This is a genomic window from Serratia sp. 22278 (genome assembly GCF_052045405.1).
Lineage (GTDB): Bacteria > Pseudomonadota > Gammaproteobacteria > Enterobacterales > Enterobacteriaceae > Serratia > Serratia marcescens.
Genome location: NZ_JBQEOW010000005.1, coordinates 54,685 through 66,744 on the forward strand (window position 1 = coordinate 54,685; position 12,060 = coordinate 66,744).

Here is a 12,060-nt window from a genome sequence, read left to right on the forward strand (position 1 = left end):
CTCCCGCCAGGCGGATTATTTCACGTAGGTAAAGGCGGTGGTGACGTGCTTCACGCCGCTGACCTGGCTGGCGATCTGCGCCGCCGACTGCCCTTCCTGCTGTGTGACCAGGCCCAGCAAGAACACTTCGCCGTTTTCGGTGGTGACCTTCACATTGGACGATTTCACCGTATCGCTGGTCAACAGCTGCGAACGCACCTTGGTGGTGATCCAGGTGTCGGAGGACGCGGTGCTCAGGCTGACCGGTGTGCCCTGACGGATTTCGTTATACACTTCGGTGGTGCCTTCCACGCCCATGGCGATCTGCTTGGCGCGCGCGGTGAGATCGGCGTTAGGCGACTGGCCGGTCAACAGCACCTTGCCCTGATAGGCGGTGGCGACCACCCGGGCATCTTTCTTCAACTGCTGGTCTTTGCTCAGGGCGCTTTCGACCCTGGCTTCCAGCGTGCCGTCATCCACCTGGGTCCCTACGCTGCGCGGGTCGGTGGCGGTTTTGGTCGCGACGGCCGCACTGCCGACGACGACGCCGGCGATACAGCCTTGCAACAGCAGGGCGCTGGACAGCACTGCAAATGTGGCTTTTAGCTTCATCTCAGTTCCTTAATCGTCCTGGTGGGGGAATAACGTATTGTCTATCAGGTCGCACAGGCAGTTTACGGTCAGCATATGCATTTCCTGAATGCGCGAGCTGCGGTGCGACGGGATGCGGATTTCGACATCCTGCTGTCCGAGCAGCCCGGCCAGCTCGCCGCCGTCGTAGCCGGTGAGCGCGACGATGGTCATATCGCGCGTAACGGCCGCCTCGACCGCTTTCACAATATCACGGCTGTTGCCGCGGGTGGAAATCGCCAGCAGCACGTCGCCGGTGTGCCCGAGCGCACGCACCTGCTTGGCGTACACTTCGTCGTGCAGCCGATCGTTGCTGATTGCCGTCAGCACCACGTTGTCGGCGTTGAGAGCGATGGCCGGCAGGCTGGGGCGCTCGGTTTCAAAACGGTTGATCATGCTGGCGGCGAAGTGCTGCGCGTTGGCTGCCGAGGTGCCGTTGCCGCAGCACAGGATTTTGTTGCCGTTGAGTAAGGATTGAACCAGCGTCATCGCAGCGCGGGAAATGGCGTCCGGCAGTGCTTCCGCCGCCGCGATCTGGGTTTGGATGCTTTCGGTGAAACAGACTTTAATTCTATCCAGCACGTTGTATTAATCCACTAAGTCAAAGGGCCGGTCTGCGCCGTAAAACCCCGATTAATCCGCATTGAAGGCGTTGGGTATCCATTCTAACTGGCTACCGGTAATGGCCAAAACATCAAAACGGCAAGATGATGTGTCAAAACTGGCTCCGCGCCCCGCCAGCCAGACGGCGGCGGCGTGCAGCAACCGCTGTTGTTTGCGAAAGGTGACGCTGGCGGCCGCGCCGCCGAAGGCGTCGTTGCGGCGGTAGCGCACTTCGACGAACACCCAGGTGGTGCCGTCGCGCATGATGAGGTCGAGCTCACCGCCGCGCACCGCGACATTGGCGGCGCAGAAGGTGAGCCCGGCGTGTTCCAGGTGACGGCGGGCCAGTAACTCATAGCCCGCCCCTGAGGCGCGTGGGTTCAAGAGACTGGAACGACCGTGCCCTGACGGTATTGCAGCCAAGGCAGCTTACGGTTGATCACGCAGTTCGGCGACGCGCTCAGCGTGCCGGTGGTGCCGGAAACCTGGAAGCCCGGCAGCTGGCGCATTTCAGCAAAGTGGTTGGCCAATGTCCAGGCATCCATCCCCATTGCATACAGGCGCACCAGCGAGTAGTCGTTGCGGAAACGCGCGCTGGCCTGCTGCAACAGCTGAGGGTTTGAGCCGGCAAGCAGCGGGATGTCGCTGAACTGCAGGCCTTCCATTTCCAGACGGAAGTCCGGGCCGGCGCCGGCCTGGTAGCTGCGCGAACTGGCGTACATCGCCGGCTTGCCGCGCGAGCTGGTGGCCATGTCGATCATCGGTTTGATCAGCGTCAGCTGAGACTGCGTGGCGACGATATACACCGCGTCAACGCTGCCGCCGGTGGCGGCGGGCACGTCGCTCGGCGGCGCAGGAATGGTCAGCCCGGCGATGGTGACGCTCTGCGGCGCCGGGGCGCTCGACATCGGCGTGCCGGTCATGCGGATGCCGCCGCTGTTCACCATCTGGCGCAGCTCGCCGGCGGAGCCGATGTCCTGGCGCAGCACGGTTTGCCCGCCTTGCTTCTGCCATTCCTGGTTAAAGGCCCTGGCGACGCGATCGCCGAAGGCGCCGCGCGGCACCAGCAGCAGCGGTTGACGCTTCTGCTGTTCCCAGATGTGGCGGGCAGCGTCGCGCGCTTCATCTTCCGGCGACAGGGCGAAGTAACAGATGTTCAGATTGTCCTTCGGCGTTTCGGGCTGGTTGAGCGCCAGCACGTTCAGCGTGGTGGTGCTGGCGGACAACTGATCGACGTTCTCTTTCAGCAGCGGCCCGACCACCAGAGTGGCGCCATCCTGCTGCGCCTGGCTCAGCAAGGCGGCCAGCGGCTGGCTGGTGGTGTCGTACACTTTGACCTGCGCATTAGCGGCCTGCAGCGGCGTTATCGGCGCGCTGGACGGCGCAGCGGGTTGCGCGGCGGTCACGGCGGGCTGGCTCTCTTGCGCCGAAGGGCTGACAGCGCCGTTGGCGTTGATGTCACCCGTAGTGGCCTGATCGGCCGGCGCCGTTTGAGCCGGCGTGCTGGCCGGTTGCGCGGCTTGAGGCTGCGGCGCCGGCATGGAGCCGCCGTTTTTCGCCGCTTCGAAGCCTTGCTGGATGGCGTCGGCGAACACTTTCGCCTGGCCGTTCAACGGCAGCAGCAGGGCGATTTTCGAGGTGGAGGCCTGGGTGAAGTTCAGCACCTGGTTCAGGCGAGCCGGCAGCGTTTTGGCCGCCGGGTTCTTCGGATAACGGTTCTGCCAGTCTTTGATGCCGGCCTTCAGCAGATCGGGATCCTGCTTGTTGTCCTGATAGACGCGCAGCAGATCCAGCCATCCTTGCAGCACGTTCTCGTCGGCGTTGATCACCAGGCTGTTCATCTCCTGCGGCGGCAGTTGCAGCAGGGCCTGCCAGGTTTGATCCAGGTTGTCTTGGTGCGCCTTGCCGGTCAGCAACGGCTCCTGAGCGATATAGGCGCGGATCAGCGGCAGCGACGCTTTGCCCTGGTTGGCGGCGATCTGCGCCTGGTAGTAGCGCACCTTCTGATTCGGCGACAGCGCACCGCTGTCCAGGTGGCCCAGCGTGCTGCGGGCGCTGACGTAGCTCTTGTTGGCGATCTGCAGTTCGGCAGTCAGCAACTGGCGTTCAGTCTGCTGTGCGCCGCTGAGGTTTTTCGGCAACTGATTCAACTGGTCGCCGGCCTGCGGCAGTTTTCCTTCACGCAGCAAGGCGCGAATAGCAAGTAATTGCCAGTCAGCCTTGTTATCATCGCTGCTTTGCTGCAACTGCTGCAGGTAGTAATCGGAGCTGGCGCTCGCTTCGTCCTGTATATTGGCGGGCGGCGTTTGCGGGGCCCGACTTGGACAGCCTGCCAGGAAAAGGGCGGCCGCGATGACTGCGGTAAGTCGGACAGGCTTGGAACGCCCTGCTTTGGTACGAACGAATGTTGAGGAAAGCATACTGTATCCAGTGATGTTTTTTTCAAGATGCTCAATATTAAATCGGCAACCCGGATGAAACAATGAATCAACACCAACAATCAGTCATTTCTGCATCAACGCTGTATGTGGTGCCCACCCCCATCGGCAATCTGGGCGATATCACCCACCGTGCGTTAGAGGTACTGAAAAGCGTTGATCTGATCGCGGCGGAAGACACGCGCCATACCGGATTGCTGCTGCAACACTTCGCGATTAACGCGCGTCTGTTCGCGCTGCACGATCACAACGAACAGCAAAAGGCCGATCAGCTGCTGGCGAAACTGCAGGAAGGCCAGAGCATCGCGCTGGTGTCCGACGCCGGCACGCCGCTGATCAACGATCCCGGTTATCACCTGGTGCGCCGCTGCCGTGAGGCCGGCATTCGCGTGGTGCCGCTGCCGGGCGCCTGCGCCGCCACCACCGCGCTGTGCGCCGCGGGCGTCGCTTCCGACCGTTTCTGCTACGAAGGCTTCCTGCCGGCGAAAACCAAGGGACGCAAGGATACGTTGATGGCGCTGGCGGAGGAACCGCGCACGCTGATTTTCTACGAATCCACCCATCGCCTGCTGGAAAGTCTGCAGGACATGGTCACCGTCTGGGGCCCGCAGCGCTATGTGGTGCTGGCGCGCGAGCTGACCAAAACCTGGGAATCCATCCACGGCGCGCCGGTGGGCGAGCTGCTGGCGTGGGTGCAGGAAGATGAAGTGCGCCGCCGCGGTGAGATGGTGCTGATCGTCGAAGGCCACAAGGCGCAGGAGGATGCGCTGCCGCTCGAGGCGCTGCGCACGCTGGCGCTGCTGCAAAAAGAGCTGCCGCTGAAAAAGGCGGCGGCGCTGGCGGCGGAAATCCACGGCGTGAAGAAAAATGCGCTGTATAAGCACGCGCTGGAGCAACAACAGCCGTAAAGCGGTTGACCTGCCGCCGTCGCGACGCTACTATCCGCGCCGGAGTTGACCAGACAGTCGCCGCTTCATTGCCGTCCTCTTCGGGGAGACAGATGGAGGGGAGGAAAGTCCGGGCTCCATAGGGCAGGGTGCCAGGTAACGCCTGGGAGGCGCAAGCCTACGACTAGTGCAACAGAGAGCAAACCGCCGATGGCCCGCGCAAGCGGGATCAGGTAAGGGTGAAAGGGTGCGGTAAGAGCGCACCGCGCGGCTGGCAACAGTTCGTGGCACGGTAAACTCCACCCGGAGCAAGGCCAAATAGGGGTTCACATGGTACGGCCCGTACTGAACCCGGGTAGGCTGCTTGAGCCAGTGAGCGATTGCTGGCCTAGAGGAATGACTGTCCACGACAGAACCCGGCTTACCGGTCAACTCCCTCGACAAAAGAAAACCCCGCGCAACGCCAGTTGCGCGGGGTTTTTCGTTTTTCGGCCGGCTTACACCGGCAGGTCAATCAGCAGCGCGCGCAGCGGCGTCTCGGCGCGGATCGTCAGGCGATTCTCCTCACGCACGAAGGCGCCGTCGCCGCAGGTCAGACGCTGTTCCTCGTGGCGCTCGCCGGTGGCGGCGATGGTGCCGTGAATCGACTGCAAATAGGCGCGCGGCCCGTTAATCGTCAGCGTTTGTTCTTCGCCCGGCTGCAGATCGAGATGGTGGATCCAAACCTGCTGGCGCAGCTGCAGGCTGCCCTGCGCGCCGTCCGGCGAGGCCAGCAGCAGGTTGCCTGCCGCCGGCAGCGCCAGGCGCTGTACCCGCTCGTTGTTGCGTTCCGGGCAGGCGTCCAGCCACAGCTGCAGGCGGGTCAGCGGCGTATCGCTGCTGACGTTCTGTTCGCTGTAACTCAGGCCCGGCTGGGTGGCCAACAGCAGCGCCTCGCCGGCTTTGGCGCGCGCGGTGTTGCCGTCGCTGTCGCGGTATTCCGCCTCGCCCTGCAGGATCAGGTTCAGGATATCCACGCTGGGATAGGTGCGCGGCTGGAACGACGCGCCCGGTGCCAGCACCTCCTGATTCAACACCCGCAGCGAGGCGTAGCCCATCAGTTTGGGATCGAAGTAGTGACCAAAGGAAAAGGTGTAGCGAGCCTGCAGCCAACCAAAGTCAGCTTGCCCGCATTGTTGTGCTGTTCTGCATGTAATCATGGCAATCGGCTCTCTAAATTCATTATCCAAATGGTAAGCATCTGGACGTCGGATTGTTAGCCAGTTAATCTGGTCGGCATATTCAAATTTCCTGACAGAGGGATGTGATGGCCAGAGATCGGGCGCTCACGCTTGAGGCGCTGAGAGTGATGGATGCGATCGACCGGCGTGGCAGTTTCGCCGCGGCCGCCGACGAATTGGGCCGGGTGCCGTCGGCGCTCAGCTACACCATGCAAAAATTGGAAGAAGAATTGGACGTGGTGCTGTTCGACCGTTCGGGCCACCGCACCAAGTTCACCAACGTCGGGCGCATGTTGCTGGAGCGCGGGCGGGTGCTGCTGGAGGCGGCCGATAAGCTGACCACCGACGCCGAGGCGCTGGCGCGCGGTTGGGAAACCCACCTGACCATCGTCAGTGAAGCGCTGTCGCCGCCAAGCCTGCTGTTCCCGCTGGTGGACAAGCTGGCGCTGAAGGCCAACACCCAGGTGTCGATTTTCACCGAAGTGCTGGCGGGCGCCTGGGAGCGGCTGGAACAGGGTCGCGCCGACATTGTGATCGCGCCGGACATGCATTTTCGCGCGTCGTCGGAGATCAACACCCGCAAACTGTACAAGGTCATGAGCGTTTATGTCGCCGCGCCGGATCATCCTATCCACCAGGAGCCGGAGCCGTTGTCCGAGGTGACCCGCGTGAAATACCGCGGTATCGCGGTGGCGGATACCGCTCGCGAGCGCCCGGTGTTGACCGTACAGCTGCTGGACAAGCAACAGCGCCTGACGGTGAGCACCATTGAAGACAAACGTCTGGCGCTGCTGGCCGGGTTGGGGGTGGCGACCATGCCGTATCCGATGGTGGAGAAAGATATCGAAGCCGGCCGGCTGCGCGTGGTGGGGCCGGAATACAGCCGCGAAGCCGACATCATTATGGCCTGGCGGCGCGACAGCATGGGGGAGGCGAAGGCCTGGTTCCTGCGCGAAATCCCGCGCCTGTTCGCGCAACGTTAACGTCGGTGGGATGACATCCCCTTGCCGGGCGGCAAGGGGATTTTTTTCGCCTTAACCGAAGCGCTGGTCGCGGCCGTGCGGCTCGTCCAGATCCTGCGCCGGCCCGATGGAAATGATGCCGTGCGGGTTGATGGTGGCGTGGCTGCGGTAGTAGTGGTTGCGAATGTGCGGCAGGCTGACCGTTTCGGCGATGCCCGGCATCTGGTAGATGTCGCGCAGGAAACCGTACAGGTTCAGATAGTCGCTGATGCGGTGTTTGTCGCACTTGAAGTGGGTGACGTACACCGGATCGAAACGCACCAGCGTGGTCCACAGACGCAGGTCGGCTTCGGTCAGCCGATCGCCGGTCAGGTAGCGATGTTGCCCCAGGATCTGCTCAAGGCGCTCCAGCGCGTTGAATACCCCGTTGACCGCTTCGTCATAGGCTTCCTGGCTGGTGGCGAAACCGGCCTTGTACACGCCGTTGTTCACTTGATCGTAAATCCAGCCGTTCAGCTCATCGATCTTGCCGCGCAGATCGGTCGGGTAGTAGTCCCCAGCCCGAGCGCCGACGCCGTCAAACGCGCTGTTGAACATGCGGATGATGTCGGCGGATTCGTTGCTGACGATGGTTTGCCTCTGTTTATCCCACAGCACCGGCACGGTCACGCGCCCGCTGTAGTGCGGGTCTGCCCGCAGGTAGATCTGGTACAGGAAGTCGGCGTGATACAGCGGATCGCCGGTGGTTTCAGGAAAATCCTGGCCGAAGGTCCAGCCGTTTTCCAGCATCAGCGGGTGCACCACCGAGACCGGAATGATCTGCTCCAGCCCTTTCAATTTGCGCATCAGCAGCGTGCGGTGCGCCCAGGGGCAGGCGAGAGAAACGTACAGGTGATAACGGCCCGCTTCGGCCTGGAAGCCGCCCGCGCCGTGTTCGCCGGGCTGACCGTCGGCGGTCACCCAATTGCGAAACTGAGCGGTTGAACGTTTGAAACGGCCGCCGGTAGATTTCGTGTCATACCAGATGTCTTGCCAAACGCCATCGACGAGTTGTCCCATGGGAATCTCCTTGGTGTCCGAGTGAAAAACGACAGGGCCCGGCATGCCGGGCCCTGAATGACAGTTTAGATTACCATTTCTTGTTCAGAAGACGGTCGATGCTGAAGCCGCCCGGGCCTGCGACCGCCAACACGATGAAGCCGCCGGCGATGGTCAGGTTTTTCATGAACATCAGCTGGTTTACGCCTTCCGCAAAATCAGTGTGGAACAGCAGCGCGGTCAGGATGGTGAAACCGGCAGTGAACAGCGCCACGGTGCGGGTCAGGAAGCCGAACAGGATCGCCAGACCGCCGCCAAACTCCAGCAGAATGGTCAGCGGCAGCAAGAAGCCAGGCACGCCCATCGATTGCATGTACTGTTGAGTTCCGGCGTAAGCGTCACCCATTTTGCCGTAGCCTGCCACGATAAACAGGATTGGCATCAGGATACGAGCAACCAGCAAACCTGCATCTTCTAATTTTTTCATCATCTACTCCAAAGTGTTTTTGTGTGCCTGTTCGGCGGTAGTCATATCAACGGGCGGCGTAGCGGGTCTCTGACCCTGTCCGCTCCGTATCGTATTGATGGAGTGAATGTTAAGCGGGAAGTGCTCAGGTTGTTAGCAAGTAAAACTGTCGTAATTTTTCAAAAAATCTGAATCTTTAGCGTGCTAATAAAATACCGCCGATCAGCAGGTTGCCCGGCCCCGGGGTTAGACGCGTTGTATCAAGGGAGAAAATGCGGGCAGAGCAACAGGAGGTTTGAAGGAAAGGTTAAGTGACTTACTTGGAGGAAAACGTCTTTTTAAACAGTCGAATAGCGCTCCAGGCGCCGAAAGCACGACGCGACCAGCGGATCATCTTGCTGGGGTGGCGGATGCCGTACAGCGCCATGACGCTGGAACCGAGTACCAGATAGCGGCGCAGGCCAAACACTGTCTGCCAGCCGCGGTCAATGCGTTCGGTCTTTTCCAGCCACAAAGACTTGTGTTCGGCCAGATCCAGACGCTGTTGCTGGATCTGGCGAATCAGCCTCTCTTTTTTCCATTCCAGGTAGCGGCGGCGGCTCATGGTTCGCGCTCCAGTTCGGCGCGGTCGAGTTCCAACTGCTTGCGCGTGGCGCCCAGCAGCGTGGTGCGACGAGCCTTGACCAGCGTCCAGATGGTGCCGACCACGGCCAGGAACAGCAGCACGCCGGTTGTTGCGCCCAGCGCCACCAGCCGGTAGACCGGATCGATGGCCCAGAAGATCAGGATCAGCAGGCTCATCAAACCGAAGGCGGTGAACAGCAGCGTCATGCCGGCCATGATCAGCAGCTGAATGAGGTTGGCTTTCTCCTCTTCCAGCTCGACTACCGCCAGCCGGACACGGGTTTCCACCATGCCGACCAGGATCGTGATGATGCGCTGACCGATATCCAGGACCCCTTTGGCGGGGCCCTGCGCGCGAACTTGCGGTTGTTCAGCCATGATTAACGACGCGCGAGCAGCACGCCCAACACCACGCCGACCGCCGCGCCGATACCGATGCCGGTCCACGGGTTGTCGCGCACATAGTCGTCGGCCTGGCCGGCGATCTGTTTGGTTTGCGAAGCCAGCTTGTCACCGGCGTCGCTCAGGCGAGCGCGGGTCTCTTTCAGCGCGCCTTCCGCTTTCGAACGCAGCTTCTCCAACTCGGCTTTCGGCTTGTCGGTGGAGGAGTTCAGCACTTCCTCCAGCGTATCGGCTAAGGACTTCAGTTCAGCGCGTAAGTTTTCTGCATTTGAATCATGTGCCATGTGATTATTCCTTAACGTTTATTTCGACAGACTTTTAACATAGCGGATTTTTTCGCCGGAGCAAAGGGGTGATGGTCAGAAGATAACACCAGACATCAATTCCATATGCTTAAGAAATCCCGTACGATGGGGCTCTCATCGACAAATCCGCTGGTATAAAAATTATTCCGCTTGGGCGCGTTTCAGCTCAGCCTGCGCTTCCGTCAGCTTTTGCTGTTTCTTGGCGACCTTGTCCAGCTTGCCGGTTTGCTGCGCTTCTTTCAGCTCCTGCCGGCGCTCGTCGACCTTGCGCTGTTTCTCTGCGATGTTTTTCTGGCGTTCGGCCTGCAGGCCGGCTTCGGTGCAGTGGGTCTGCACTTCGCTCAGCGCTTTTTTCAGCCCTTCCACGCGGCGGGTGTTGCCGTGTTGGGTGGCGTAGTCAATTTGCTGCTGGATGTCTTGCGCTTTGGCGGCGCAGCCGCCCTCAGCGGCCGAAGCGAGCGCCGGCAGCGTGCAGAGTGGCAACAGCAGTAACAGTGAGTGGCGTAATTTCATCTTTCAGTTCCTTTTCATGAGATGCCTGAACAGGCATCCGCTTTCCTGGCTGCCGAAGGCGGCAGCACGAGAGGAGGGCGTTCATCGCCGGCTGAAGTTACCCTTCAGCATAGTCATGAAACCGGCGAGCCCCCAAAGAATCAGCCGTGACCCAGTGCTGACTGATTAATTCTTGAGCTAATCGATGCGAATGAAAATGAAGATAATGGCAATGAAAGGAAACCCCTTCATATGAAGGGGGATTATCCCAGATTGAGTGGGGAACGCGCAAATTCGCGCACCCAATGCGACGGCACGGGGGACTCGCTCAATGCGATGTGGTAACCGGGCGGCAGAATGGTTTGCAACGCTTCGCGCGCCAGCAATTGCTGCTCTGGCGAATCCAGACGGATGACCAGGCCATCGCCTTCCGGCGTAATGCTTTTGATGCGGATGCCGCGTTCATCCAGGCGCTGGTAGACATAAAAGCCGTCGGGCAGCGACAGCCCTTGCTGGCTGGCGCGGATGCGCAGCTCGCTCTCGGTGCGCACCATACAGGGCACCAACAGCGTCGCCAACGCCAGCAGGGCGAGCGCGATCATCAGGACGTATTGCCAGCGCGGGCGCTTTGCTGTCACGCCCCTTTCCCCGGGTTCTGGCTGTTGGCGCGCTTCTTGCGCCACAACACGATCAACGAGCCGACCAGCCCGACCACCAGCAATACCAGCGGTAACATCATCAGGCAGAACATCAGCTGATCTTCATACTTGCGGAACACCGGAGTTTTCCCCAGGGCGAAGCCCAGCGTCGTCAAGATCAAGACCCACAGCAGGCCGCTCATCCAGTTGAAGAACTGGAAGCGCGCGTTGCTCAGGCCGGACAGGCCGGCGATGGTTGGCAGCAGGGTGCGCACGAAGGCCAGGAAGCGGCCGACCAGCAGGGCGGAAAGGCCGTGGCGGTGGAACAGGTTGTGAGCGCGTTGATGGTAGTGAGCCGGCAGATGCGAAAGCCAGCCTTGCACCGTTCGCGTATTGCCGAGCCACCGGCCTTGTATATAACTGACCCAGCACCCCAGGCTGGCGGCGACGGTCAGGATAACGATGGTCAATGGGAAGCCCATGGTGCCTTTGGCGATCAGCACGCCGACCAGGATCAGCAGGCTGTCACCCGGCAGGAAAGCGGCCGGCAGCAGGCCGTTCTCCAAAAACAGGATCATGAACAGCAGGATGTAGAGGGTCCACACCAACGAAGGGTTCGCCAGCGTCTCAAAATCCTGCTGCCATAAGGCATGTATCAGTTCTTTAATGATGTCCATCCGGTGTTCCTAAAACGTCATTGTTTATTTTTATCTCAGCGGCGGAGCGGGCGTGAGCTGAAAGCGCGCGGCGATCCTGAGTGCTGATAACGATGAAACGGCGTTGCTTTAAGGTTTCTAAGCGGTGCGACACCGGTCATAGGTGGTAAGTCAGCGTGCCACGGTACTGCATGTTGCTTTCTTTCCAACCGGCCTGGCGACTCTGTTGCCTGGAAGCGTCCAGCATCCAGTCGACCTGGGCAAGCCGGTTGGGGGCCGGGGTGTCCTGGCGGGGGAAGCGAATTCGGTAACCCGGCTCTGCGGCCAGGGTATAGACCGGCGCCGGCAGGGAGGATGCGAGCAGCGAACCGGAGAAAGAGTGCGCTCTGGGCAGCAGCAGCGGCAACTTGCCGGGGGCTTTGCGGCGCGCTTCGGCCGGCGCCCGATACACATGATCATAGGGGGAAAGCGCCGGCTCCGCCAGCAGCGGCAGGCTGCTCAGCGCGCTGGGGGTTGGCTTGGGTGACGCCACGCATAGCTGTTGGCCGGAGACCGAACCGGTCCAGCAGAAAACAGCAATCAGCATGGCAAACAACCAGCGCATTTATTCGCGTCCCGCCCCCGCAGCAATGGGTAAAAAAGTGGGCTAACTCTACCAAAATAGCACGATTGGCAACAGGGAAATCTACGTTGCCGACGGTGAAATAGTACACGGCAAAC

General features: G+C 60.9%; 16 protein-coding genes and 1 other RNA gene. 3 read left to right on the forward strand and 14 right to left on the reverse strand.

Annotated elements, in window-relative coordinates; translation table 11 throughout:
• Positions 1-15 precede the first annotated feature (15 nt).
• From dolP to ACTJJ6_RS11925, 4 genes are read right to left on the reverse strand one after another with little or no spacing between them, the layout of a single operon-like run.
• The gene (gene dolP, locus ACTJJ6_RS11910; protein WP_004937101.1) at positions 16-591 is read right to left on the reverse strand and encodes a division/outer membrane stress-associated lipid-binding lipoprotein; all 576 of its coding nucleotides are present in this window, start codon (positions 589-591) and stop codon (positions 16-18) included.
• A gap of 9 nt (positions 592-600) precedes the next feature.
• Positions 601-1,191: a DnaA initiator-associating protein DiaA gene (gene diaA / locus ACTJJ6_RS11915; RefSeq protein WP_004937103.1), complete on the reverse strand. Its 591-nt coding sequence runs from the start codon at positions 1,189-1,191 to the stop codon at positions 601-603.
• Positions 1,192-1,242: 51 nt separating this feature from the next.
• Entirely contained in the window at positions 1,243-1,596 is a 354-nt protein-coding gene (locus tag ACTJJ6_RS11920; protein ID WP_015379164.1) for a YraN family protein, read from the reverse strand.
• Positions 1,593-3,632, reverse strand: coding sequence for a penicillin-binding protein activator (locus tag ACTJJ6_RS11925; RefSeq protein ID WP_143778464.1), 2,040 nt, complete (start codon positions 3,630-3,632; stop codon positions 1,593-1,595). Before ACTJJ6_RS11925 ends, ACTJJ6_RS11920 begins: the two co-directional genes overlap by 4 nt.
• A gap of 62 nt (positions 3,633-3,694) precedes the next feature.
• Between ACTJJ6_RS11925 and rsmI the strand changes: the two genes are divergently transcribed.
• Positions 3,695-4,558, forward strand: a complete 864-nt coding sequence (gene rsmI, locus ACTJJ6_RS11930; RefSeq protein WP_004937108.1) for a 16S rRNA (cytidine(1402)-2'-O)-methyltransferase — start codon at positions 3,695-3,697, stop codon at positions 4,556-4,558.
• A 41-nt stretch (positions 4,559-4,599) separates the two neighbouring features.
• Positions 4,600-4,977, forward strand: an RNA gene (gene rnpB, locus ACTJJ6_RS11935) — RNase P RNA component class A.
• Between the two features lie 57 nt (positions 4,978-5,034).
• Here the strand turns inward: rnpB and ACTJJ6_RS11940 are convergent.
• Positions 5,035-5,736 (reverse strand): pirin family protein, encoded by a 702-nt coding sequence (locus ACTJJ6_RS11940; protein ID WP_048794646.1) that lies wholly within the window; start codon positions 5,734-5,736, stop codon positions 5,035-5,037.
• Positions 5,737-5,843: 107 nt separating this feature from the next.
• On the opposite strand from ACTJJ6_RS11940, the gene ACTJJ6_RS11945 reads away from it, so the two are divergent.
• Positions 5,844-6,740: a LysR family transcriptional regulator gene (locus tag ACTJJ6_RS11945; RefSeq protein ID WP_004937113.1), complete on the forward strand. Its 897-nt coding sequence runs from the start codon at positions 5,844-5,846 to the stop codon at positions 6,738-6,740.
• A 51-nt stretch (positions 6,741-6,791) separates the two neighbouring features.
• Here ACTJJ6_RS11945 and ACTJJ6_RS11950 read toward each other — a convergent pair whose 3' ends face one another.
• The 9 genes from ACTJJ6_RS11950 to ACTJJ6_RS11990 form a co-directional block, all read right to left on the reverse strand.
• Positions 6,792-7,778, reverse strand: coding sequence for a glutathione S-transferase family protein (locus ACTJJ6_RS11950; RefSeq protein ID WP_004937116.1), 987 nt, complete (start codon positions 7,776-7,778; stop codon positions 6,792-6,794).
• Between the two features lie 70 nt (positions 7,779-7,848).
• A complete protein-coding gene (locus ACTJJ6_RS11955) occupies positions 7,849-8,244 on the reverse strand; it encodes a DoxX family protein (RefSeq protein ID WP_016930186.1) in 396 nt (131 codons plus the stop codon).
• Positions 8,245-8,539: 295 nt separating this feature from the next.
• A complete protein-coding gene (locus ACTJJ6_RS11960) occupies positions 8,540-8,827 on the reverse strand; it encodes a YqjK-like family protein (RefSeq protein ID WP_016930185.1) in 288 nt (95 codons plus the stop codon).
• Positions 8,824-9,225, reverse strand: coding sequence for a phage holin family protein (locus tag ACTJJ6_RS11965; RefSeq protein WP_015379160.1), 402 nt, complete (start codon positions 9,223-9,225; stop codon positions 8,824-8,826). The genes ACTJJ6_RS11960 and ACTJJ6_RS11965 overlap by 4 nt, the downstream gene beginning before the upstream one ends.
• Positions 9,226-9,227: 2 nt before the next feature.
• Positions 9,228-9,533: a DUF883 family protein gene (locus tag ACTJJ6_RS11970; protein ID WP_004937125.1), complete on the reverse strand. Its 306-nt coding sequence runs from the start codon at positions 9,531-9,533 to the stop codon at positions 9,228-9,230.
• A gap of 162 nt (positions 9,534-9,695) precedes the next feature.
• On the reverse strand, positions 9,696-10,067 hold the full coding sequence (locus tag ACTJJ6_RS11975) for a DUF1090 domain-containing protein (protein ID WP_048794645.1): 372 nt from the start codon (positions 10,065-10,067) through the stop codon (positions 9,696-9,698).
• Between the two features lie 242 nt (positions 10,068-10,309).
• A complete protein-coding gene (gene mzrA, locus ACTJJ6_RS11980; protein ID WP_004937130.1) occupies positions 10,310-10,684 on the reverse strand; it encodes an EnvZ/OmpR regulon moderator MzrA in 375 nt (124 codons plus the stop codon).
• A complete protein-coding gene (locus tag ACTJJ6_RS11985) occupies positions 10,681-11,361 on the reverse strand; it encodes a DedA family protein (protein ID WP_004937132.1) in 681 nt (226 codons plus the stop codon). Before ACTJJ6_RS11985 ends, mzrA begins: the two co-directional genes overlap by 4 nt.
• A gap of 136 nt (positions 11,362-11,497) precedes the next feature.
• Entirely contained in the window at positions 11,498-11,944 is a 447-nt protein-coding gene (locus tag ACTJJ6_RS11990; protein WP_004937135.1) for a hypothetical protein, read from the reverse strand.
• Positions 11,945-12,060: the final 116 nt, after the last annotated feature.